This is a genomic window from Thioclava sp. 'Guangxiensis' (genome assembly GCF_045348365.1).
In the GTDB taxonomy this organism is placed as follows: Bacteria; Pseudomonadota; Alphaproteobacteria; order Rhodobacterales; family Rhodobacteraceae; genus Thioclava; species Thioclava kandeliae.
Genome location: NZ_CP155824.1, coordinates 368,342 through 389,698, shown reverse-complemented (window position 1 = coordinate 389,698; position 21,357 = coordinate 368,342). Strand labels below are relative to the sequence as shown.

The following is a 21,357-nucleotide window of genomic DNA, read 5'->3' as shown; positions in this document are numbered from 1 at the left end:
ATGAGCCGCTATTCCACCCGCATGCCTGTCATCGCTGGTCTGACGGTGCTCGCCCTCGGCTGTGGCGGCTTCATGGCCTGGGCGGTTGCGACCGAGATCGATGGGGCCGTGGTTACACAGGGTCGCGTCGAGGTCGAGGCACGGCGCCAGACCCTGCAACATCCCGATGGCGGCCTCGTGTCCGAAATCCTGGTGCGCGACGGCCAGACGGTCGAGGCCAATGCGCCGCTTTTGCGTCTGGATGAGGCCGAATTGCTGGCCCAACGCAGCCTGCTTCAGGCCAACCTCACCGAAACGCTCGCCCGCATCAACCGGTTGCAGGCGGAGGTTGCCGATTTCGCCCAGATCAGCTTCGATCCGGTTCTCCTGGAGGAGGCCGCACGCGATCCGCAGACCGACCGGCTGTTGCGCTCGGAGATCGCACTCTTCGAATCGCGGCGCGACACACAGGCCCGCACCCTTGAACAACTCGTCGAGCGCAAGAAACAGACCCAGGCCCTCATCGGTGGCTATCAGCGGCAGGTACAGGCGGGCGAGCGTCAGCTGAATCTGATCCGGCAGGAACTGGCCGATCAGGCGAGCCTGCTAGATCGGGGGCTGACGCAGGCCAGCCGTGTCTCGGCGCTCTACCGGCAGGAGGCGGAATTGCAGGGCAATATCGGTCAGCTGGAGGCCTCGATTGCCGAAGCCCGCAGCTCTATTGCAGGGTTCGAGATCGAGGGATTGCGCACGCAAGCCTCGCGTCGCGAGGAAAGTCAGGATGCGCTGCGCGCCGAACAGCCGCGCGAACTGGAGATCCGGGAACAACTGGGCGTGGTCGAGACCCGGCTGAGCCGTCTCGTTCTACGCGCGCCGATGTCGGGTCGCGTTCTGGGGCTGAAAATACATACCGTCGGGGGCGTCATCACCCCCGGCCAAGAAGTCGTTTCCATCGTGCCACAAGACGTGCCACTGATCTTTACCGTGCGTATCGATCCGGTCCAGATCGACCGCATTCATGCCGGGCAGCTGGCGATGGTCCGCTTCCCCAATTTCAACAGTCGCACCACGCCAAGCTTTGCCGCGACGCTGCGCACGGTCTCGCCCGACACGATCACCGATCCGGCCACGCAGGCGACTTATTATACGGCCGAACTGGAACTGACGGAGGAGGCGCAAACGGAGTTAGGGGATCTGCCTTTGCAACCTGGCATGCCGCTCGAGGCCTTTATCCGCACCGGCGCGCGCTCGCCCGCATCGGTTCTGGTAAAGCCCCTCGCCGATTATATGGCCTATGCTCTGCGCGAGGACTGAAATATAGAAGTCCGGGCCTTACAGCCCGGACTTCCGGTCGGCCGAGGACCGACTTAATTGGCCGCTTTGGTCTCTTCCAGAGCCCCCGCAGCCGCTTTCGCAATCGGGATATCCAGATTGCCATCAGGCGTGCTGACCCCAACGCCACCAACCACGACACCATCGACTTTGATGGGTGAGCCACCCGGCATCGGTGCCAGATCCGGCACGGCCAGAAGGTTGGTCACGCCGTCCTTATTGAGCATATTCATGAACGTATCGGTATCGGTCTGGAACATCGATGCCGTATGGGCTTTGACCAGCGCGGAAGAATTGCAGTTGGTATAGGCGCCCTGCTCACGTTCGAAATAGATCAACGAGCCCTCGGCATTGGAGATTGCGATGCAGCCTTTGACATCGCGATCTTCCATGCCTTTCTTGGCCGCGGCCACGATTTTCGCAACATCTGCGTCTTCGAGAACCGGCTGCATGGTGACCGCGCCTGCCTGAGTGGCAGCGGCGGCGGCAAAGGCCAGGCTGAGTGCGAACATCTTCATAATCAAAATCCTACTTCTTGTCACGGGCAGACCCGTGGGGAGGTTTGACCGTCACAGGCAGCTGTCTGTGACGGTCGTGAACGCCGCGCGCAAAACCATGCGCGCGGCAGGATGCCGTTGGAGGCGGACACCGGACTTTGCGGTCAGGCCGTTTTACGGCTGCGTTTGACCACCCAGAAAATCAGCGCGATGATCACCAGTGCTCCAATGACAAAGCCGATAATCGCCAGAGCCGCCGCATTCTTCAGCAGGAAGGGCAACGGTGCACCGGCACGGATCGATGCAACCTTGGAACCCGTCAGGCCCGCATCGCCACGGCCGAACTGCGCCGTAACAAAGTTGCTGACCGCGGCGATCTGGTCGTTATCGAGACCCGTATGGATTACCTGCGTTTCGGGCGCGAAGGCGGGCATGACGGCATTGCCATCAGCACTCTCGCGGTGGATCCCGTCGACAATCGCCATCACGAGGTTGTCCGGCGTCTCGGCACCGACGGCGGTGTTATGGGTCAGCGAGGGGAAATGCCCGTCATCGCTGCCTTCGCCATTGATGCCGTGGCAGGCCGCGCAGTTCACGTTATACAGAAGCGGACCATCGGTGGTGCTGGTATCGGTATAATCCTTGGTATCGGACGCCCCCTCGCCCGGCTCGTATTGCGTCCAGTCAACCGGCGAGACCTTGCCATAGGAATAGGCGGGCTGCGCCGTTTTCGAGGTCGCAATTGCAGGGATCGTTTTCAGATAGGCTGCGATCGCATGGGTATCCTCATCGGTCAGATGCTGGAAGCTGTGTTCCACCGCATCCGCCATCGGGCCACCGGCCTGCGCCTTGCCTTCGACATGACCGGTTTTCAGATAGGTCGCGATCTCGTCCTCGGACCAGCCACCAATACCGCTATTCTTGTCGGGCGTGATATTTGAGGCCATCCAGCCATCGACCACGGCGCCCGAAAGGAACTTGTCGCTCTCTTCGGCCATCATCGAGTTGCGCGGCGTGTGGCAGGTCGAGCAATGCGCCAGACCATCCACCAGATATTTCCCGCGGTTCTGCTGGTCATTCAGCTTCGGATCGGGGGTGAAGGGTTTGCCATTGGCATAAAGCAGATCCCATGCCGCCATCTCGCCCGGCAGGTTGAAGGGGAAATCCAGCTCCGTCTTGCGGACAGGATCGGCGTCCACCGGCTTCACAGCCTGTTGGAAATAGGCATAAAGCGCCTTCATGTCGTCATCGGTGATATTCGAATAGGACGTGTAGGGCATCGCCGGATAAAGCCTACGACCATCGGCGCTGACCCCCTCACGCAAGGCACGCGCGAACTGTTCCTCGGTCCAGTTGCCGATACCCTTGGTCTTGGAGGGCGTGATATTGGAGGAGATGATCGTCCCCATCGGCATTTTGAAGACATAGCCACCGGCCATGGCCTCACCGCCTTTGGTGGTGTGGCAGGCCGTGCAATCGCCAGCCTTCGCCAGATATTCGCCCCGTGCCACCAGATCGTCCTGCGCAAGCGCGGGAGCGGCAAAAGCCCCCAGCAGCAGCGCTCCTGCAAGGCCGGCTTTCAAGCGAGCATGCAACATCTCAGACCTCCTTCGCGATGATATCGGCCGAACGGATGCCAAGGGCCACCGCGGTCAGCGTCGGGTTGACAACGCCTGCAGCCGGAATGATCCCGACGGAGGCAATAAAGAGGTTCTCGTGATCGTGGCTGCGGCCCTCATGGTTGACGACCGAGTTTTTCGCATCATCCCCCATGATCATCGTGCCCATCAGGTGGTCGTGGTTCTCGAAGCCGTTGATACGCAGGATTTCTCCGCCCATCTTGTTATTGATGTCGTGATACATCTCGCGCGCCTTCACGGCCCCCGCTTTCACATAATCATCAACGTCGAAATGGATCTTGATCCCCGGCAGGCCGATGCTGTCTTTCCAGTTCGGGTTCGGCTGGATGCGGTTGGCCGGATCGGGCAGCATCTCGAAGAAGGAATAGACATACATATAGCGCGAGGACTGATCCATGATGCGCTCGTCCAGCTCCTTGCCCATCAGGCCCGCCTTGATGGCGGCATCGGCCAGACCGATCTGCGGGTTGCCGTTGGCGAGCGCCGATTTATTGGCCGAATGCTCGGACCGGAAATCGCCATCGCGCCAGTTCATGATGGTGGCCTGCTGCACCGGACCACGGCCGGACCACATGGTATCCTTGGCAAGGAATTCCATCGAGATCCCGATATGGTCCATCAGGTTACGACCCACCATATCGGAAGAGTTGCCGATATCGTTCATCATCATCAGCTTGGCGGTCTCGAAACTATGGGCGGCCAGCACGAAGGCCTTTGCGGTCAGGCGGTGCTCCTCACCCTCGGGGGTCAGGTAGCGCACGGCGGTGATCTTGCCGCCCTCGCCGGTCTCGATCTTGTGGACCACCGCTTCGGTGATCAGTTTCGCGCCCTTCTTGGTGGCGCGGTCGGCATGGATCGAGCCGTTATAAAGCGTGCCGATCGGGCAGACCTGATCGCAGTTATTGTTGCCCTGACAGGCCGGACGGCCATCCCATGGCTTATGGATCCGCACGGTCGGCTCGTGGCAGGTCTTGTAGCCAGCCTCCACCAGACGGTCGTTCAGGACCTGCGCGTTATAGGAATATTTCTCGTTATCGATCGGATAGGGCTTGGAGCGCGGCGGGAAGGCCTCGCCTGCATGGTTGCCCGACTGGTCCTCGGTATCCGAGCCCGCAATCCCCAGCTGGTATTCGGCGCGGGTGTAATAGGGTTCGAGATCGTCATAGCTGATCGGCCAGTCGCGGCCCTTGCCATAAAGCGAGTTCAGCTTGAAATCATTGGGAACATAGCGCCATGTCGCGCCGCCCCAGTGCCAAGTGGTGCCGCCCACCAGCTTGAGCATACCGGGCATCATGTTGAAACTGCCCGAGTTTTCCAGATAACCCGGCTGGTAGCTCGTCGGCGCCCAAGGGTTGTTCGGATAGGGGTCGTTATGGTCGTAATGACGCCCCGAATTGCGGAAATTCATGAGGATTTTCCAGCGCGGCACCGACGGGCCCGCCTCGAGGATGATCACCGATTTGCCTTGATCGACGAGCTCGTTGGCAACGTTGGAACCAACCGCCCCCGAGCCGACCACGATCACATCTGCATCGTATTCTTGAGCCAAAATGGGTATTCCTTATTAGATTTGAAGACGTGGGTGAGCGGTGGCTCAGTTGGTCTTCGGAAGCTCGACCCAATAATCCGTGCCCCAGCGCGAATAGCTCGGGATCGGCGTATAGTCATGGGTCAGCTGGAATGTGAGGGCCTCGGTAAAGGTCACGAATTTCACGTCATCCACGGCGCTCTGCCCCTTGGGCGTGCCGACATAGCCGAGATAGAGTGCCGAGATCATGTCCTGCGCGGTCTGACGGATGCTGCCTTCGAAACCGGGCATATCTTTCAGTGCTTCGATATCGGTCGCACCGCTTTGCGCCACGAATTCCTGCAACGCGTCCATATCCGCGGGGAAGTCGGGGTTGTTCTCGGTGAGTGCTGCCTGCGCGCGCATGGCAAGTGCGGCATTTACGTCCTTGCCGGTCAGCAGGCTGGCCAGATTGGCGACATCGGTCTGCGCGGGTGCGGTCTTTGCAAAGGCGCGGCTGGCAACGGGGGTCACAGCCAGAAGCGCTGCGGTCGTACCAAGAAACTTGCGCCGAGACATCACGCCAGCAGTCTGGCGCGTCGCGGCGCCTCCCGCTTTGATGAAATAATCCATGACTAGGGCTCCAAAAATGTTGCGCGGGACGAATCCCTTCGGATCGAGCGGCGGAATACCGCCGTATACCGAGCCGATTATGCGCGACACTTAGCCTGCGAACATAAATCCGCAATACATCTAAGCATGGCTATTATAACCGAGTTAATTACTCGAAATTACTGATGTATCACAAGTTCGGCAACGATTTGAGCAAATCTGCTACCGCTTCGTGATCATCAAAATCGAGAATACATCTTTGGCGTGTATATCGCATCAGGATGATGCTTTCGCCTCAGCAGCATATACGCCATCTGATGCGCCTCTCGAGAGTCGAAATCACAATGATTTCACTGGAAAGTCAGTGGGCGAGATCCAGCGACAGCCGCACAAGCGCCAGCTCGACCGTCTCGGTCCCGCCGCTGGTGCAGCCGCTTTGCCAGAACTGCGCTCCGGCGGCATAGAGTCCCGGAGCCAGACCGCCCGTCAGGCATTGGCTGACCACACGGATGAGCATGCCTCGCGCCGTGGCATCGGCCACGGCCTGAACCAGATCCGCGCGCTCGGGGAAGGTCCCCGCACCATAGATCCGCAAGACAACCGCGTCGAAACATCCCAGCTGCGCCGCAAGCGCCTTTGCCGATAGACCGGGGGCGAGCGTGAGAACGCCGATATCCACATCCTCGCGGAACCGCTTACCCTGATCGCCCACGCGCGCGGCCGCCTGCGGGACCGAAATGAAAGCTTGGGGCGCATGGCTGTCAGTCTTTGTCACGCCTGCGCCCGCGAGGATGGCGCCATTCACCGCCACCGTCACGCCGGCGGCGCCGGTGACCAGATGCCCCATCGCGACCCGCAGGCTGTCCTCGGCATCCGCCTTCTGACCCAGAGGCTGCATCGCGGCGCAGAGCACGACCGAGCGCTCGGGCGCGATCACCTGCGAGAGCGCCGCCGCCGTATAGCCCAGCGTATCAGTGCCATGAGTGATCAGCACCGGCCCGTCATGGGCCTCGACCAGATCGGCCAGCCGGTTCCAGTCGGAGGGCATGATATTGGCGCTGTCGATCAGCGGATCGAAGGTCACCACATCCAGCGTCACGCCTTCGGGCAGGATTGCGCGCAGATAGGTCTCGACCACCCCCTCACCCGGCACGAGCCCCTGCTCTGAGGGCACCATACCGATCGTGCCGCCGGTGTCGATCAGACGCAGGTTAGTCATGTGGGTCTCCGTTCGCGTGGCCTCCGGTGCATCTGGCAAATGGACCGGCTTTTGACAACCATGTTTAACGTCGCACCAGCCCGTATCGGTGCATCTGGCGGTGGATCGTGGAGCGGTTCACCCCGAGCCTGCGGGCCGCCTCGGAGATATTACCCCCCGTCTGGCGCAAGATATGGGCCAGCAAGGCGGCGTGGCTTTCCTCCGGCGGAGCGGCTTCGGGGAGGGGCAGCGCCAGATCGGCACAGTCAAGACACAGCCTCTGCTCCAGCCCGCGCCGCGACAGATCCACCGTTGTCTGGCGGGCAAAATCGCGCAGTTCCGACATATTGCCCGACCATGGCTGCTGCGTGACCCATCGTGCAGCATCGGGAGCCAGCGTGACGGGCTGGCGCATTGCCTCGGAGAGCGCCATTTCCGCCAACCAGACCAGATCGCGCCGGTCCCTCACCGCAGGGAGCGCCAATGTATTCTGGTGCAAGGAAAAATATAGATCGCGGCGCAACAGCCCCTTGGTGAAGGCCTCCTCTGTGGGCATCCCAAGCGAGGCGAAAATCCGCATCCGCGCCTTGCGGGGCCTCACCGCCCCGACCGGACGCCATTGCCCCTCCGCCACCAGCGATACCAGCCGCGCCTGCGCTTTGGGCGGCAATTCCTCCAGCCGGTCGAGATAGAGCGCGCCCCCTTGCGCCTCCTCGATCAGCCCTGGCTCAAAACCCTGCCGCGTCTCGCGCCCGAAAATCGCGGGCTCCTCCTCGGCCAGAAACTCGCCACAGCGCAGAGGAATGAATTTCGCCACCTGTCCCGCCTCGCAGATCGCCCGCGCCAGATGGCGTTTGCCCGCCCCCTGCGGCCCCGTTAGCAGGACAGGCCCCTGCGCGAAGGCCAGCTCGCTGGCCCGCGCGATCACGCGGGTCATCGCCGGATCGTCGCGCACAAGGGCTCTGAGCGATTGCGGCATGGGCCGCGCGGGGCGGGAATGTCGGGCAGGCTCGCGGCGCGGCTCGATCGCATGGGCAAAGAGGCGGTGGCCGTCGCGGGTTTCGACGATCCGCTCGCGGGCGGGGGTGTGGCGGGTCAGCTCCTCGATCCGCGTGGGGTCCAGATGCAGGATCTCCGAGATCGGACGTCCCAGCAGCAGATCCGGCCTGCGCCAGTCCTGCCCGAGAGCCTGCGCGATCATCCGCGCCGCGCCATGCGTCATGCCGGTCACACGGCCCGCCGCATCCAGACGCAGCGCCGCCTCGGGATCGGTATCCAGAAACTCGGCGCTGGTGCCCAGCCGCAAGACCCAATCGCGGCGGCTCTCGGCCATGATATTGGCCATCTCTATCCGCCGCGCCGTCTGTTTGACCAGATTGAGCGCCAGCGACTGGCTGACCCGCGCCCGCGGTGAGGACAGCAGCGAGATGTCGAGCACCGCGCTCAGCCGCCCCGAGAGATCATGGATCGGCGCAGCCGTGCAGCTGAGACCGGTATGGGTGCTATCGAAATGGTCGCTCTGATGCACGATGATCGGCTCGCCGCCCATGATACAGGCCCCGAGCGCACAGGTCCCCGCCCGTGCCTCGGACCATTCGGCGCCCAGATAGAGCCCCGATTGCTGCAGGTCCGCGCGGCGGTTCTCCTGCCCCAGAAACTCGACCGTGACACCGGCCGCATCGGCCAGAAGCAGAACATAGTCCTGACCCGCCACCAGCTTGTAGAGATCTTCGATCCCCGAGCGCGCGATGGAGATCAGATCGCCCGAGCGCTCGCGATGCTGGCGCAGCACGCGGTTTGGCACGATATAGGCCTCGGAGCGGCGGGCGGGGTCGAGCTTGTGCTCGCTCAGGCAGCGGCGCCAGCTGGCGGCAATCGCCGGATCGCGTCCGATGGCGGCCCCGTGCGAGACGGCCTCGATTTCGCGGATATGCTCCCTGATCCTGTGCATACGTCCCCCATCCCCCTGCCGCGCCCTGTGGCAGAGCAAAGCCTAGTCCACATCTGCCTATCAGGGAACGGGGTCGTCTGCATGGCGCAGCATTTGTGCGGCAATGCAGCGTAACTGTTGCGCAGAGATGCAACAGCTGCCGCGGGGCCTGCAACAGGTTGCCGCAATAACTCCCTGAAAAGACAGCTTAACATAAGCTGAGCTATTTTGTCGCAGCCAGTGGCGCATCATGGGAGACGTAAAAGTTAAGGAGAAGCGTCAATGAAAGCGCTACGGTTTCACGCGGCCAAAGACCTGCGTGTAGAGAATATCGAAGAGATCGCCAAACCCGGCCCCGGCCAAGTGGCGGTGAAGAATCGTTTCGCCGGTATCTGCGGCACCGACCTGCATGAATATGTTGCCGGCCCGATCTTTGTGCCCTCCGAGCCCCATCCCTTCACCAAGGCGGTTCTGCCGCAGGTTCTGGGCCACGAGTTCGGCGGCACGGTCACGGCTGTGGGCGAAGGCGTGACCCATGTGAAAGTGGGCGACCGGATCTCGTGCCAGCCGCTGGTCATGCCGCGCTCGGGCGATTACTTCTCGGATCGCGGGCTGTTCCACCTGTCCGAAGATCTGGCGCTTGTCGGCCTGAGCTGGAATGGCGGCGGCTTTGCCGAAGGCTGCGTGATCAACGACTATAATGCGGTCAAGATCCCCGACAGCATGTCGGATGAGGAAGCAGCCCTTGTGGAACCCACCGCCGTGGCCGTCTATGCCGCAGAGCGTGGCGAGATCACTGCAGGCGATAGCGTGCTGATTACCGGCGCAGGCCCGATCGGGATGCTGGCGCTTCTGGCCGCCAAAGCTTACGGCGCAACCAAGGTTTTCCTGTCGGATGTCAACGAGACGCGCCTGAAAATGGCCCGCGATATCCTGCCCGAGGTGATCACGCTGAACCCGATGAAGGATGATGTCGTGGCCCGCATCCGCGAGGCGACCGAGGGTGGCGTGGGCTGCGACAAGGTGATTGAGGCCTCTGGTAACGAGGCTGCTCTCAACACCGGCCTGCAGGCTGTGCGCAAACAGGGCACCATCGTTCAGGTGGGGCTCCATACCAAGGACAGCAAGCTGCATTGGCATGACGTGACCTTCAAGGATGTCGATGTGCGCGGCGCATGGGCCTATCCCACCTATTACTGGCCCAAGGTCATCGACCTGATCGCCACCGGCGCGGTCCCTGCGGCCAAGATTGTCACCAAGAAGATCAAGCTCGACGATGCGGTCAAGGAAGGCTTTGACGCGCTGCTTGATCCGGCGGGCAACCACCTCAAGATCCTGATCGATCTGGAGGCATAAAATCCCGCATCGGCGCGCATCAGGGGTTTGAGGAGGCCCCGCGCGCCGATGCTTCACCAGAGCTAAGGGAGGAGAAACCTATGCTCGATACGTCCCAACACGGCGCTTTGCAGGCGCTCGTGAATGACCTTGAACGCGCAATGATCGCCTGTGACGCGCAGGCGGTGGCCGATCTGTTTCTGGAAGACAGCTATTGGCGCGATCTGGCGGCCTTCACATGGAACCTGAAGACGCTTGAGGGGCGTCCGGCAATTGCCGATATGGCGGCCGCACAGCTACCGGTGATCCGCGCACAGGCGCTACATCTGGACCCGTCGGAGGCGGTGACAGAGGCCGATGGCGTGACCGAAGGCTGGCTCCGGCTCGAGACCTCGCTGGGGCACGGCGTGGGGTATATCCGGATGAAAGAGGGCAAGATCTGGACCCTGCTGACGACACTTCATGAGCTGAAAGGCCATGAGGAGCCGCGCAAACTGCGCCGTCCGATGGGGGCCGAGCACGGCCATGACCCGAACCGCCTCTCGTGGAAGGAACAGCGCGAGCAGGAGGCCGCCAGCCTTGGCATCGAGACCCAGCCCTATGTGCTGATTATCGGCGGCGGTCAGGGTGGCATCGCCTTGGGTGCGCGGCTGCGGCAGCTGGATGTGCCGACCATCGTGGTGGATGCGCATGAGCGGCCCGGTGACCAATGGCGGCAGCGCTATAAATCGCTCTGCCTGCATGATCCGGTCTGGTATGACCACCTGCCCTATATCCCCTTCCCCGATAACTGGCCGGTCTTTGCGCCCAAAGACAAGATCGGGGACTGGCTCGAGATGTATACCCGCGTGATGGAGCTGAATTACTGGTCCTCCACCCGCGCGACATCGGCGCAATATGACGCGGCCAAGGGCGAATGGACCGTGGTGCTCGACCGCGCGGGCGAAGAGATCACCCTGCACCCCAAGCAATTGGTGATGGCCACCGGCATGTCGGGCAAGGCGAATGTCCCGCAGATCAAGGGGCAGGATGTCTTCAAGGGCGAGCAGCAACATTCCAGCCAGCATCCCGGGCCCGATGCCTATCGCGGCAAAAAGGTGGTGGTGATCGGGGCGAATAACTCGGCCCATGATATCTGCGCCGCCCTTTGGGAAAACGGCGCGGATGTGACGATGGTGCAGCGGTCCTCGACCCATATCGTCAAATCCGACAGCCTGCGCGAGGTCTGTCTGGGCGCGCTTTACTCCGAAGAGGCGGTGGCCAATGGCATTACCACCGATAAGGCCGATATGATCTTCGCCTCATTGCCCTATAAGATCATGCATGAATGGCATGTCCCGCAATATGCCGAGATCAAGGTCCGCGACGCAGATTTCTATGCGGCGCTGGAAAAGGTGGGCTTCATGCTCGATTTCGGCGATGACGAGTCGGGTCTGTTCATGAAATACCTGCGCCGCGGCTCGGGCTATTATATCGATGTGGGCGCCTGCGATCTGGTGATTGACGGTTCGATCAAGCTGCAATCAGGCAAGGGGATCAGCCATCTGACCGAAACTTCCGTGGTGCTGGAGGATGGCACAGACCTCCCCGCCGATCTGGTGGTCTATGCGACGGGCTATGGCTCGATGAATGGCTGGGCCGCCGATCTCATCTCCCAGGAAGTCGCCGACAAGGTCGGTAAATGCTGGGGCCTGGGCTCCGACACCACCAAAGACCCCGGTCCATGGGAGGGCGAGCAGCGCAATATGTGGAAACCCACCATGCAGGACGGCCTATGGTTCCACGGCGGTAACCTGCACCAGTCACGCCATTATTCGCGCTATCTGGCGCTGCAGCTGAAGGCACGTCATGCGGGGATCGACACGCCCGTTTACGGCCTCGCGCCGCCCCATCACCTGAGCTGACAAAAGGGGCGCTACGCGCCCCTTAAATCCCTTCGGTGAGGAAGATCTCGGCGCGGCAAGCGCCTGCGCGGGCCTCTCGGGCCGCGCGATATTCAGGCGAGGTGTAACAGGCTTTGGCTGTGGCCAGATCGGCAAATTCGATCACCACATGGCGCTCCCAGTCGGGGCCCTCCATCGCCTCGGTCACGCCGCCACGCGCCAGAAACACCGCGCCGTATTTCTGGAAGGCCGCAGGTGCCAGCGCCTGATAGCCGCTATAGGCGTCGGGGTCGGTCACCGTCACCCGCGCGATCCAGTAGGCTTTGGGCATGTCAGCTCTCCTCGCGTTTCAGAAGCGTTTCGGCAATCGCGGAGGCGTCTTTCAGATGCGCCTCGACCGCCAGACGGGCCGCCTGCGCATCATGGGCGGCAATCGCCTCGCAGATCGCGCGCATATGGCCCGGGCCGGACACATCCCGGTCGGCGCTGGTCAGCGTCATGATCCGGAGCCGCGAAATCCGGCTGTTCAACCGGCTCACGATTTCCCAAGCGATAGTGTGGCCCGCGCCCTCGAAGATCACCTCGTAGAACCGTGTTGTGGCCTTGAAGAGCGCCGAGCTTTCATGTTGCAGCGCCGCCGATTCCAGCTCGTTCAGGGCCTTGCGCAGGCGGCGCTCCTGTGCGGGCGTCATATTGCGCGCGCAGGCCTCTGCCGCATCACATTCCAGCTTGCGCCGGATGTCGTAAATCTGGCGGGCATCGGCCCATGTCATCCGTGCGACAATCGGCCCGCGATTGGGCACATGCTCCACCAGCCCCTCGGCATCGAGATAGCGCAGGCTCTCGCGCACGACCGTGCGGCTGACGCCTAGCTGTTCGCACAGAACCCGCTCGATCAGCCGCTCGCCGGGCTTGAACACGTCATTGATGATCGCATCACGCAGGCGGTCAAGCACCACCTCGCGCAGGGTGATCGGCTGCTGGTCGATCTTATTGAGGCCAAGAGTTGTCATGTCATTTTCCTATCAGATCCGCCCTCATACGACAAGCTTGATTGTAGGATTGTATTACGGTATTCCATGAGTCCATAATACTAAAAAATAGATCCAACCGGGAGCGTTCAATGCCTGCTGAGATTCGCAAGACATTGCTGCATATCGAAGACACGCTGATCGAAGGCGGCAAAGTGGCCGAGACCCCTTTGCGCATGATCGCGGCCATCGCCGTTATCCGTAACCCTTGGGCGGGAAAGGGCTTTGTAGAAGACCTCCGTCCCGAGATCCTTGATTGCGCACCGGGCCTTGGCGCGCTGCTGACCAAGATGATCCTTGATGCCGCAGGGGGCGGCGACAAGGTCGAGGGCTATGGCAAATCTGCGATTGTGGGTCTCAATGGCGAGGTCGAACATGCCTCGGCCCTTATCCACACCCTGCGCTTTGGCAACCATTACCGCGAAGCGGTCGGTGCCAAATCCTATCTGGCCTTCTGCAACACCCGCGGTCCGGCCAATGCCCCCCTCTATATCCCGCTGATGGACAAGAATGATGGCGGCCGTCGCAGTCATTATCTGACCATGCAGCTATCGGTGGCCGATGCCCCCGCCGCAGATGAAATTGTCATCGCGCTCGGGGCCTCGATCGGTGGGCGCCCGCATCACCGCATCGGTGACCGCTATCAGGATCTGAAGGAGATGGGTGGCGATGTCGACAACCCTGCATCTGTCTGAGCGTCTGGGGACGCTCGGGGGGATTGACGCAGGCAAGGGCGCGCCACTGGTGCTGATCCATGGGGTGGGGATGAACTCCGCCGCATGGGGGCCGCAGATCGAGGCGCTCTCGGACCGCTATCGGGTGATCGCGCTCGATATGCCCGGCCATGGGCAGAGCGCCCCCCTGCCCGAAACCGCTCGCCTGCCCGATTATGTCGGCTGGCTGCATCAGGCGCTCGAGGCGCTCGATCTGGGGCCGGTCAGTCTGGCGGGCCATTCGATGGGGGCGCTGGTGGCCGGCGGCATGGCGGTCGAGCATCCCGATCAGGTCACTCGCGTGGCGCTGCTGAACGGAGTGTTCCGCCGCGATCCCGCCGCCCGCGAGGCGGTCAAGGCCCGTGCGGCCCTCATCGCGCAGGGCGTGTTCGATCTGACCACACCGCTCACGCGCTGGTTTGCAGAGACCCCCGAGGAGCAATCCGCACGCGAGAAAGTGACCGGGTGGCTGAAGGCGGTGGACCCGAATGGCTATGCCACCGCCTATCGGGCCTTTGCCGAAGGGGACGCCACCTATGCTGACAGGTTTGCCCAGATCACCTGCCCGCTTCTGGCACTGACAGGATCGGGTGACCCCAACTCGACCCCCGCAATGGCCGAAGCTATGGCACGAGCCGCTCCTCGCGGCCGCACGCTCATAATCGAAGACCAGCGCCACATGGTGAATCTGACGGCCCCCGCGCGGGTGAATGCCGCGCTGGAGGAATGGCTTGCGATACCGGCGCTTGCACCGGTTACGGGAGGAGGTGCCCCATGACCCAGCTCGATCCACGCGCGCTCCGCGATGCGTTCGGGTCATTCCTGACCGGTGTGACCGTGGTCACCACCCATGACGAGACTGGCAAGCCCGTAGGCTTTACAGCAAATTCCTTTACGTCCGTTTCCCTTGATCCGCCGCTTCTTCTTGTCTGCCTCGCCAATGGCTCGCGCAATTACCGCGCCTTTACCGAGAGCTGCGGCTTTGCAGTGAATATCCTCTCCGAAGACCAGAAAGACATCTCCAATACCTTCGCGCGGCCCTCAGAGGACCGCTTCCGCGACCTGCATTGGTGGCCGGGTCCCCATGGCGCACCGGTGATCGGTGATGTCTCGGCATGGTTCGACTGCGTTCCCCACCAGATCGTCGAGGCGGGTGACCATGTGATCCTGATCGGGCGCGTGGAGGCGTTCGGCACCAGCCCTGCCGCAGGCCTGGGCTATGCACGCGGGGCCTATCTGCGCCCCGCAACCGAGGCCCGTGCGCTTGACCGGATCGATTCAGGCGTGGAGGTCAGGGTCTCGGCCCTGATCCGCCACGAGGACCGCGTCCTTCTGGTGAGCGACCGCAACGGGGGCCTTGCCCTGCCCGAGACGAAGGTCGGGCGTGACGGGGTCTCGGCCGCACTCGACCGGCTTCTGGAGGCCACGGGGCTCGATGCCCGCAAGGGGTTTCTCTATGCCGTCTATGAAGATACGCGCCGCAACTGTCAGCATATTACCTTTCACTGTGATGCCGCAGGTGGGGTGCCGCAAACCGGCGCTTTCACCGAACTCGTCCCGTCGACATTGATGGATCTTGCCGATCCAGCCACCTGCCAGATGCTGAAGCGTTTCATGGAGGAAACGCGCATCGGCAGCTTCGGGGTTTATTACGGAACGCAGACCAGCGGCGAGGTCCGCACGGTCTCTGCCGGGAGTTAACGGTATGAAATTCTCGCTTTTCGCGCATATGGAGCGCATCTCTTCCGAAGATAATCAAAAACAGCTTTACGACGAATTCATCGAATTGTGTAAGATCGCCGATGAAGGCGGCATGCACGCCGTCTGGACGGGCGAGCATCACGGGATGAATTTCACCATCGCGCCCAATCCGCTTCTCAGCCTCGTGGATGTCGCGCGTCACACCAAACATGTGCGCCTTGGCACCGGCACGGTGATCGCGCCCTTCTGGCATCCGATCCGGCTGGCGGGCGAGGCGGCGATGGCCGATATCATCACCGACGGGCGCCTTGATCTCGGCATTGCCCGCGGGGCCTATACGTTCGAATATGACCGGATGATGCCGGGGCTCGACGCATGGGGCGCGGGCCAGCGCCTGCGCGAGCTGGTCCCTGCGGTAAAGGCGCTCTGGAAGGGGGATTACGCCCATGAGGGCGAATTCTACCAGTTCCCCAAAACCACTTCGGCACCGCTACCGCTGCAAGAGAACGGCCCGCCGATCTGGGTCGCCGCCCGCGACCCCAACAGCCATGAATTTGCCGTGGCCAATGGCTGCAACGTGCAGGTCGCGCCGCTGTGGAAGGGCGAGCCAGAGGTGCAGCATCTGATTGACACGTTCAACGATGCCTGCGCCAGACACCCCGAAATCCCGCGCCCCAAGATCATGCTTCTGATGCATAGCTATGTGGCCGAGGACGCGGCGGATGCCAAGGAAGCGGCCCGCGAGTTCAACCGCTTCTACAACTATTTCGGCGCGTGGTTCATGAACAAGCGCGAGATCACCCAAGGTCTGATAGCTCCTCTCTCGGACGAGGAGATCGCGGCCCATCCGTTCTACACGCCCGAGGCCATGCAGCGCGATCTGGTGATCGGCACGCCCGAGGAAGTCATCGCCCGCCTCCGCACCTATGAAACGCAGGGCTATGACGAATATTCCTTCTGGATCGACTCGAGCCAGAGTTTCGAGCGCAAGAAGGCCTCGCTCTTGCGGTTCATCAACGAGGTGATGCCCGCCTTCAAGAAGGAGGATGCCGATGCAGAGCTTTCAGCAGTATATTGACGGCACTTTTGACGCTGGATCGGTGCAGTTCGAAAGCCTCGACCCCGCAACGGGCGCGCCCTGGGCACTGATGCCCGAGGCGAAATCCGCCGATGTGGACCGCGCGGTGGAGGCCGCCCATCGTGCCTTCCTCTCGCCCGAATGGGCGGGGATGACCGCGAGCGCACGCGGCAAACTGCTCTACCGGCTGGCCGACCTGATTGCCGAAAACGCGCAGGCGCTGGCCGAGATCGAGACCCGCGACACCGGCAAGATCATCCGCGAGACCCGCGCCCAGATCGCCTATGTGGCCGAGTATTACCGCTATTATGCGGGGCTTGCCGATAAGATCGAGGGCGCGCATCTGCCCATCGACAAGCCCGATATGGAGGTCTGGCTCCGGCGCGAGCCGATTGGCGTAGTGGCCGCCATCGTGCCGTGGAACTCGCAGCTGTTTCTTTCGGCGGTCAAGATCGGGCCGGCACTGGCGGCGGGCTGCACGGTCGTGCTCAAAGCGTCAGAGGACGGCCCCGCGCCGATGCTGGAATTCGCCAAGATCTTTGATCAGGCGGGCTTCCCCAAAGGGGTCCTCAACATCGTCACGGGCTTCGGGGCGGAATGTGGCGCGGTGCTGACCCGCCATCCCAAAGTGGCGCATGTGGCCTTTACCGGCGGGCCGGAGACCGCGCGCCAGATCATCCGCAATTCGGCCGAGAACCTCGCCTCGACCTCGCTGGAACTGGGGGGCAAATCGCCCTTCATCGTCTTTGACGATGCCGATCTGGACAGCGCGGCCAATGCGCAGGTCTCGGGGATCTTTGCCGCCACCGGCCAGAGCTGTGTGGCGGGCTCGCGGCTACTGGTCCAGAACGGGGTGAAGGACGCATTTCTGGCAAGGCTGAAGGCCAAGGCCGAAGCCTGCATCATCGGCCCGCCCGATGATATGGGCACCGAGATCGGCCCCCTTTGCACCGCCCGCCAGCGCGCGCATGCACAGGAGCTGATCGCTCGCTCGCTGGATCAGGGGGCGACGCTGGTCACGGGTGGCACAGTGCCGGACCGTGCGGGCTACTATTTCCCGCCCACCATCCTCGATTGCACCCATGCCCGCGAGGCCGATTGCATCACGCAGGAATTCTTCGGGCCCGTGCTGTCGGTCGTGGCGTTCGACACCGAGGACGAGGCCATCGCTCTGGCCAATGACACGGCCTTCGGCCTGGCCTCGGGGGTATTCACCCAAAACCTCACCCGCGCGCACCGGATGATCCGCGCGATCCGCGCAGGCATCGTCTGGGTGAACACCTATCGCGCGGTCAGCCCGATGGCGCCTTTCGGCGGGCACGGGATGTCGGGGCATGGGCGCGAGGGCGGGCTGGCCGCCGCACTCGATTACACCACCGTCAAAACGGTCTGGCTGCGCACCAGCGACGATCCCATTCCCGATCCATTCGTGATGCGGTAAGGACAACTGCCCATTCGGGTGGCGCGGGAGTAATCCTGCGCCACTAGCCCGAAAAAACCTGAGCCTGCCTATGGCTAAGCCACTTTTCCAGTGGCATGGTCTGCACGTGTAATCCGTGCATGAGGCCCGCCATGACTTCCCGCCAGACGCTTTCCCATTGGGGCACCTATGATATTGTCGAAGGCCCCAAAGGGGTGCGGCTGAAGAGCAATGCGCTCGATCCCGACCCTAACCCGATCGGGCTGCACCAGCTTTCGCCCGAGGTGGCACGCACGCGGGTCTTGCGGCCCGCCATCCGCAAGAGCTGGCTCGAACAGGGTCCGGGTGCGCGCCCCGATCTGCGCGGACGCGAAGCTTTCGTCGAGGTCAGCTGGGACAAGGCCGCCGAACTGGCAGGGGCCGAGCTGGACCGCATCCGCCAGACCTATGGAAACAAAGCGATTTTCGGCGGCTCCTACGGCTGGGCTTCGGCGGGGCGCTTCCATCACGCGCAATCGCAGGTTCACCGTTTCCTCAACACGATCGGCGGCTATGTCGCCCATCGCGACAGCTATTCCCTCGCCGCCGCACGGGTGGTTCTGCCGCATGTAGTGGCACCAATGGCTTGGCTGATGAACAACCACAACACATGGGACGATCTGGCCGCGCATTGCGATCTCTTCCTGACCCTTGGCGGGGTGCCGCTGAAAAACGCACAGATCTCGCAGGCGGGTGTCGCGCGTCACCGCGTGCGCGAGGGGCTGCGCCAGATGGCGGGTGCCGGGGTCGAATGTATCAATGTCTCGCCGCTGCGCGACAATATGGAGACCGGCGCACCCGTCGAGTGGCTGCCAATCCGCCCCGGAAGTGACACCGCCTTCCTTCTGGCACTGGCCCATGAAATCCGCGCGATGGGCGCGCATGACCGCGCCTTCCTTGACCGCTATTGCACCGGTTGGGAAAAATTCGAGCCCTATCTGACGGGGCGCAACGATGGCCAGCCCAAAGATGCCGACTGGGCCGCCCCCCTGTGCGGGATCGAGGCCCCCACGATCCGCGCCCTTGCGCGCAAGATGGCCGGCAAGCGGGTGATGATCAATATCGCGTGGGCGCTGCAACGGGCCGAACATGGCGAGCAGCCTTTCTGGATGGTCGTTACACTGGCCGCGATGCTGGGCCAGATCGGGCTGCCCGGTGGCGGCTTCGGCGTGGGCTACGGCGCCGAGAACCTGATGGGTAGCCCGCATGCCGAGCTGCGCGGGGCCTCGCTGCCGCAGGGGATCAATCCGGTGAAGGAGTTCATCCCCGTAGCGCGGATCGCGGATATGCTTCTCACTCCGGGCGCGCCTTTCACCTATGATGGCGAAACCTATAGCTACCCCGATATCCGGCTGGTCTACTGGGCCGGCGGCAACCCCTATCACCACCATCAGGACCTCAACCGGCTGGAGCGGGCCTGGCAGAAGCCCGATACGATCATCGTGCATGAGCAGGCATGGACCGCCACCGCGCGACGCGCCGATATCGTGCTACCGGTCTCGATGGCGCATGAGCGCGAGGATCTGGGCTATGCCACGATGGAGGGGGTGGTGATGCATACCCATAAGGCGGCCGAGCCCCCCGGACTGGCCGAGAGCGATTATGCCATCTTCACCCGCATCGCCCGGGTGATGGGCGTTGAGGAGAAATTCACCGAGAACCGCAGCGAGGCCGAATGGATCGAGAGCCTCTACGGCCGTATGCGCAAGATGTGGGCGCGCGAGGGGGTCGACCTGCCCGATTATGCCGCCTTCCGCGAGGCCGGCGTGATCGATCTGCAGCCCCATGATCCGCCCGAGCAACGCGTGATGCTGAGTGCCTTCCGCGCAGATCCCGAAGGCGCACCGCTCGAGACGCCCTCGGGCCGGATCGAGATCTTCAGCGATGCAATCCATGCGATGGGGCTCCCAGATTGTTTCGGCCATCCCACCTGGCTGCCGCCCGGAGAATGGGCGGGAGAGGCCGCCCCCGACCAGTTCCACCTGATCTCGGACCAGCCCGCCCGCAAGCTCCACAGCCAGCTCGATGCCTCGCCCCATAGTCTGGCAGGCAAGATCCACGGGCGCGAGCCCGCCCATCTCAACGACCGCGACGCCGCGCGTCTGGGTCTGGCCTATGGCGATCTGGTCGAGATCCATAATGCGCGCGGGCGCTGTCTGGCCTCTGCGGTGCCCGATGCGGGTGTGGCGCCCAATGTGCTAAGGCTCTCGACGGGCGCTTGGTTCGACCCCTGTCCCGAGACGGGGCTCGAGCGCCATGGCAACCCCAATGTGCTGACACAGGACCGCCCCGCCTCCCAGCTCTCGCAGGGATGTGCGGCCCATAGCTGTCTGGTGCGCATCGTGAAAGCCACACAGGCCTCAGCGCCCGCTCCCTTCACGCCGCCCGAGCTGGCATAGGCCGTTCAATCGCCCAAGGTCAGCAGCGCCTTGCGGAAGCCGGGTTCGCTCAGCACCACCTCGCCCGCGCCCAGATCACGGGCGTGGGCCAAGCCGACAGAGACCAGATCCTGCGCACGGGCCACCGCTTGCTGTAAGGTCATTCCGCGCCCGAGGCAGGCCACGATCAGCCCCGCGAAAAGGTCGCCGGTCCCGGGCAGAGCAATCGGTAGATGGGTGACCGGATGGCGGCTGGGCACGCCCTCGCCCAAGATGATGCTCTCGATCTTGCCCGCAGGCGTATCGTTCAACACACATCCCGTCACCACGAGCCGCGCCCCGGGCGCCAGACGCAGATCGGCCCTCGCGTCCTCCAGACCGGCCAGCGTGTCGATCTTGCGCCCCGTCAGCCATCCCAGCTCGAAAGGGTTGGGCGTGGCCAGATCGGCCATCGGCAAAAGACGCTCGCGCATTACATCGGCAATGGTTTCGGGCACATAGAGACCCGGCCCCTGATCGCCCATCACCGGATCGCACAGATAGATCAGATCGGGATTCTGCGCCTTGGCATCAGCGATAAAATCAGCGGTTTGCTGGGCCACCTCGAGCGAGCCGATATAGCCCGTCACGATGTAGTCGGCCCGCCGTGGCAGATCGCGTTCCTGCGCCCCTAGGAGAAGATCGGCAAAGAAACCGGGCGGCAGCGCCTGGCCCCGGAGCGTCGGATAATCAGGGGTATTGGAGAAGATCACCGTCGGGATCACCGCCACCTCCAGCCCCGCTGCCTGCATCGGGAAAGCAGCCGCCGAATTTCCCACATGGCCGAAGACGACCTGACTCTGGATCGAGATCACGAAGGGCGGTCGGGTCATGGCGGGCTCCGGCGATGGGTGACGATCATAGGCGATACGCCCCGATCGGGGGCGGGTCAATATTTCGGGCCGCCAATTCGGGCATCCGGTTCCGGCATCCAGTTCCCGGCAGCAGTTCTGGCCCCCTCGTCCGGCCAAACCGCGCATAGGAAAAAAGGGCCGATCCGGAGATCGGCCCAGTCTGGGGGAGAGGCAGTCTAAGAGAGACAGGT

Annotated in this window: 18 protein-coding genes; 9 read left to right on the top strand and 9 right to left on the bottom strand. The window is 62.8% G+C overall.

What is annotated here, in order from left to right:
- Window positions 1–1,293: an HlyD family type I secretion periplasmic adaptor subunit gene (locus tag ABEB22_RS19085; protein ID WP_339115460.1), complete on the top strand. Its 1,293-nt coding sequence runs from the start codon at window positions 1–3 to the stop codon at window positions 1,291–1,293.
- A gap of 53 nt (window positions 1,294–1,346) precedes the next feature.
- Here ABEB22_RS19085 and ABEB22_RS19080 read toward each other — a convergent pair whose 3' ends face one another.
- The 6 genes from ABEB22_RS19080 to ABEB22_RS19055 form a co-directional block, all read right to left on the bottom strand.
- On the bottom strand, window positions 1,347–1,829 hold the full coding sequence (locus tag ABEB22_RS19080) for a heme-binding protein (RefSeq protein WP_339115459.1): 483 nt from the start codon (window positions 1,827–1,829) through the stop codon (window positions 1,347–1,349).
- 143 nt (window positions 1,830–1,972) lie between these two features.
- A complete protein-coding gene (locus ABEB22_RS19075) occupies window positions 1,973–3,406 on the bottom strand; it encodes a cytochrome c (protein ID WP_349294974.1) in 1,434 nt (477 codons plus the stop codon).
- Between the two features lies 1 nt (window position 3,407).
- Window positions 3,408–4,997 carry a GMC family oxidoreductase gene (locus ABEB22_RS19070; RefSeq protein WP_339115457.1) on the bottom strand — a complete coding sequence of 530 codons (1,590 nt, stop codon included), beginning with the start codon at window positions 4,995–4,997 and terminating at the stop codon, window positions 3,408–3,410.
- Window positions 4,998–5,042: 45 nt separating this feature from the next.
- The gene (locus ABEB22_RS19065) at window positions 5,043–5,588 is read right to left on the bottom strand and encodes a sugar dehydrogenase complex small subunit (protein ID WP_349294973.1); all 546 of its coding nucleotides are present in this window, start codon (window positions 5,586–5,588) and stop codon (window positions 5,043–5,045) included.
- Window positions 5,589–5,928: 340 nt separating this feature from the next.
- Window positions 5,929–6,786 (bottom strand): asparaginase domain-containing protein, encoded by an 858-nt coding sequence (locus tag ABEB22_RS19060; protein WP_349294972.1) that lies wholly within the window; start codon window positions 6,784–6,786, stop codon window positions 5,929–5,931.
- A 64-nt stretch (window positions 6,787–6,850) separates the two neighbouring features.
- Window positions 6,851–8,716 carry a sigma-54-dependent Fis family transcriptional regulator gene (locus ABEB22_RS19055; protein ID WP_339115454.1) on the bottom strand — a complete coding sequence of 622 codons (1,866 nt, stop codon included), beginning with the start codon at window positions 8,714–8,716 and terminating at the stop codon, window positions 6,851–6,853.
- 261 nt (window positions 8,717–8,977) lie between these two features.
- Between ABEB22_RS19055 and ABEB22_RS19050 the strand changes: the two genes are divergently transcribed.
- Together ABEB22_RS19050 and ABEB22_RS19045 are read left to right on the top strand one after the other, a co-directional pair.
- Entirely contained in the window at window positions 8,978–10,051 is a 1,074-nt protein-coding gene (locus tag ABEB22_RS19050; RefSeq protein WP_339115453.1) for a 2,3-butanediol dehydrogenase, read from the top strand.
- An 80-nt stretch (window positions 10,052–10,131) separates the two neighbouring features.
- Window positions 10,132–11,934, top strand: a complete 1,803-nt coding sequence (locus ABEB22_RS19045) for an NAD(P)-binding domain-containing protein (protein WP_406871197.1) — start codon at window positions 10,132–10,134, stop codon at window positions 11,932–11,934.
- Window positions 11,935–11,956: 22 nt separating this feature from the next.
- On the opposite strand, the gene ABEB22_RS19040 is transcribed toward ABEB22_RS19045, so the two are convergent.
- Together ABEB22_RS19040 and ABEB22_RS19035 are read right to left on the bottom strand one after the other, a co-directional pair.
- Window positions 11,957–12,244, bottom strand: a complete 288-nt coding sequence (locus ABEB22_RS19040; RefSeq protein ID WP_349294971.1) for a DUF1330 domain-containing protein — start codon at window positions 12,242–12,244, stop codon at window positions 11,957–11,959.
- A gap of 1 nt (window position 12,245) precedes the next feature.
- Window positions 12,246–12,926, bottom strand: a complete 681-nt coding sequence (locus ABEB22_RS19035; protein WP_349294970.1) for a GntR family transcriptional regulator — start codon at window positions 12,924–12,926, stop codon at window positions 12,246–12,248.
- Window positions 12,927–13,036: 110 nt separating this feature from the next.
- Here ABEB22_RS19035 and ABEB22_RS19030 point away from each other — a divergent pair, with 110 nt between their 5' ends.
- The 6 genes from ABEB22_RS19030 to ABEB22_RS19005 all read left to right on the top strand — a co-directional run bounded on the left by ABEB22_RS19030 (window position 13,037) and on the right by ABEB22_RS19005 (window position 20,294).
- Window positions 13,037–13,639, top strand: a complete 603-nt coding sequence (locus ABEB22_RS19030; protein WP_339115450.1) for an amino acid synthesis family protein — start codon at window positions 13,037–13,039, stop codon at window positions 13,637–13,639.
- Window positions 13,614–14,435, top strand: coding sequence for an alpha/beta hydrolase (locus ABEB22_RS19025; protein ID WP_349294969.1), 822 nt, complete (start codon window positions 13,614–13,616; stop codon window positions 14,433–14,435). The genes ABEB22_RS19030 and ABEB22_RS19025 overlap by 26 nt, the downstream gene beginning before the upstream one ends.
- The gene (locus ABEB22_RS19020) at window positions 14,432–15,358 is read left to right on the top strand and encodes a flavin reductase (RefSeq protein ID WP_349294968.1); all 927 of its coding nucleotides are present in this window, start codon (window positions 14,432–14,434) and stop codon (window positions 15,356–15,358) included. The genes ABEB22_RS19025 and ABEB22_RS19020 overlap by 4 nt, the downstream gene beginning before the upstream one ends.
- A gap of 4 nt (window positions 15,359–15,362) precedes the next feature.
- Window positions 15,363–16,436 (top strand): LLM class flavin-dependent oxidoreductase, encoded by a 1,074-nt coding sequence (locus ABEB22_RS19015; protein ID WP_349294967.1) that lies wholly within the window; start codon window positions 15,363–15,365, stop codon window positions 16,434–16,436.
- Window positions 16,411–17,877: an aldehyde dehydrogenase gene (locus ABEB22_RS19010; RefSeq protein ID WP_349294966.1), complete on the top strand. Its 1,467-nt coding sequence runs from the start codon at window positions 16,411–16,413 to the stop codon at window positions 17,875–17,877. The genes ABEB22_RS19015 and ABEB22_RS19010 overlap by 26 nt, the downstream gene beginning before the upstream one ends.
- Before the next feature lie 131 nt (window positions 17,878–18,008).
- Complete coding sequence (locus ABEB22_RS19005; protein ID WP_349294965.1) at window positions 18,009–20,294, top strand: molybdopterin-dependent oxidoreductase; 2,286 nt, start codon at window positions 18,009–18,011, stop codon at window positions 20,292–20,294.
- Between the two features lie 5 nt (window positions 20,295–20,299).
- Here the strand turns inward: ABEB22_RS19005 and pdxY are convergent, their stop codons facing one another.
- On the bottom strand, window positions 20,300–21,145 hold the full coding sequence (gene pdxY / locus ABEB22_RS19000) for a pyridoxal kinase (protein ID WP_349294964.1): 846 nt from the start codon (window positions 21,143–21,145) through the stop codon (window positions 20,300–20,302).
- Between the last annotated feature and the right edge of the window lie 212 nt (window positions 21,146–21,357).

Bases quoted from the DNA above. Each gene is read 5' to 3' on its own strand.
- ABEB22_RS19005 (WP_349294965.1), top strand. From the start codon at position 18,009: ATGACTTCCCGCCAGACGCTTTCCCATTGGGGCACCTATGATATTGTC.
- ABEB22_RS19015 (WP_349294967.1), top strand. From the start codon at position 15,363: ATGAAATTCTCGCTTTTCGCGCATATGGAGCGCATCTCTTCCGAAGAT.
- ABEB22_RS19080 (WP_339115459.1), bottom strand. From the start codon at position 1,829: ATGAAGATGTTCGCACTCAGCCTGGCCTTTGCCGCCGCCGCTGCCACT.
- ABEB22_RS19065 (WP_349294973.1), bottom strand. From the start codon at position 5,588: ATGGATTATTTCATCAAAGCGGGAGGCGCCGCGACGCGCCAGACTGCT.
- pdxY (WP_349294964.1), bottom strand. From the start codon at position 21,145: ATGACCCGACCGCCCTTCGTGATCTCGATCCAGAGTCAGGTCGTCTTC.
- ABEB22_RS19025 (WP_349294969.1), top strand. From the start codon at position 13,614: ATGTCGACAACCCTGCATCTGTCTGAGCGTCTGGGGACGCTCGGGGGG.
- ABEB22_RS19040 (WP_349294971.1), bottom strand. From the start codon at position 12,244: ATGCCCAAAGCCTACTGGATCGCGCGGGTGACGGTGACCGACCCCGAC.
- ABEB22_RS19020 (WP_349294968.1), top strand. From the start codon at position 14,432: ATGACCCAGCTCGATCCACGCGCGCTCCGCGATGCGTTCGGGTCATTC.
- ABEB22_RS19010 (WP_349294966.1), top strand. From the start codon at position 16,411: ATGCAGAGCTTTCAGCAGTATATTGACGGCACTTTTGACGCTGGATCG.
- ABEB22_RS19075 (WP_349294974.1), bottom strand. From the start codon at position 3,406: ATGTTGCATGCTCGCTTGAAAGCCGGCCTTGCAGGAGCGCTGCTGCTG.
- ABEB22_RS19050 (WP_339115453.1), top strand. From the start codon at position 8,978: ATGAAAGCGCTACGGTTTCACGCGGCCAAAGACCTGCGTGTAGAGAAT.
- ABEB22_RS19045 (WP_406871197.1), top strand. From the start codon at position 10,132: ATGCTCGATACGTCCCAACACGGCGCTTTGCAGGCGCTCGTGAATGAC.
- ABEB22_RS19060 (WP_349294972.1), bottom strand. From the start codon at position 6,786: ATGACTAACCTGCGTCTGATCGACACCGGCGGCACGATCGGTATGGTG.
- ABEB22_RS19035 (WP_349294970.1), bottom strand. From the start codon at position 12,926: ATGACAACTCTTGGCCTCAATAAGATCGACCAGCAGCCGATCACCCTG.
- ABEB22_RS19085 (WP_339115460.1), top strand. From the start codon at position 1: ATGAGCCGCTATTCCACCCGCATGCCTGTCATCGCTGGTCTGACGGTG.
- ABEB22_RS19030 (WP_339115450.1), top strand. From the start codon at position 13,037: ATGCCTGCTGAGATTCGCAAGACATTGCTGCATATCGAAGACACGCTG.
- ABEB22_RS19055 (WP_339115454.1), bottom strand. From the start codon at position 8,716: ATGCACAGGATCAGGGAGCATATCCGCGAAATCGAGGCCGTCTCGCAC.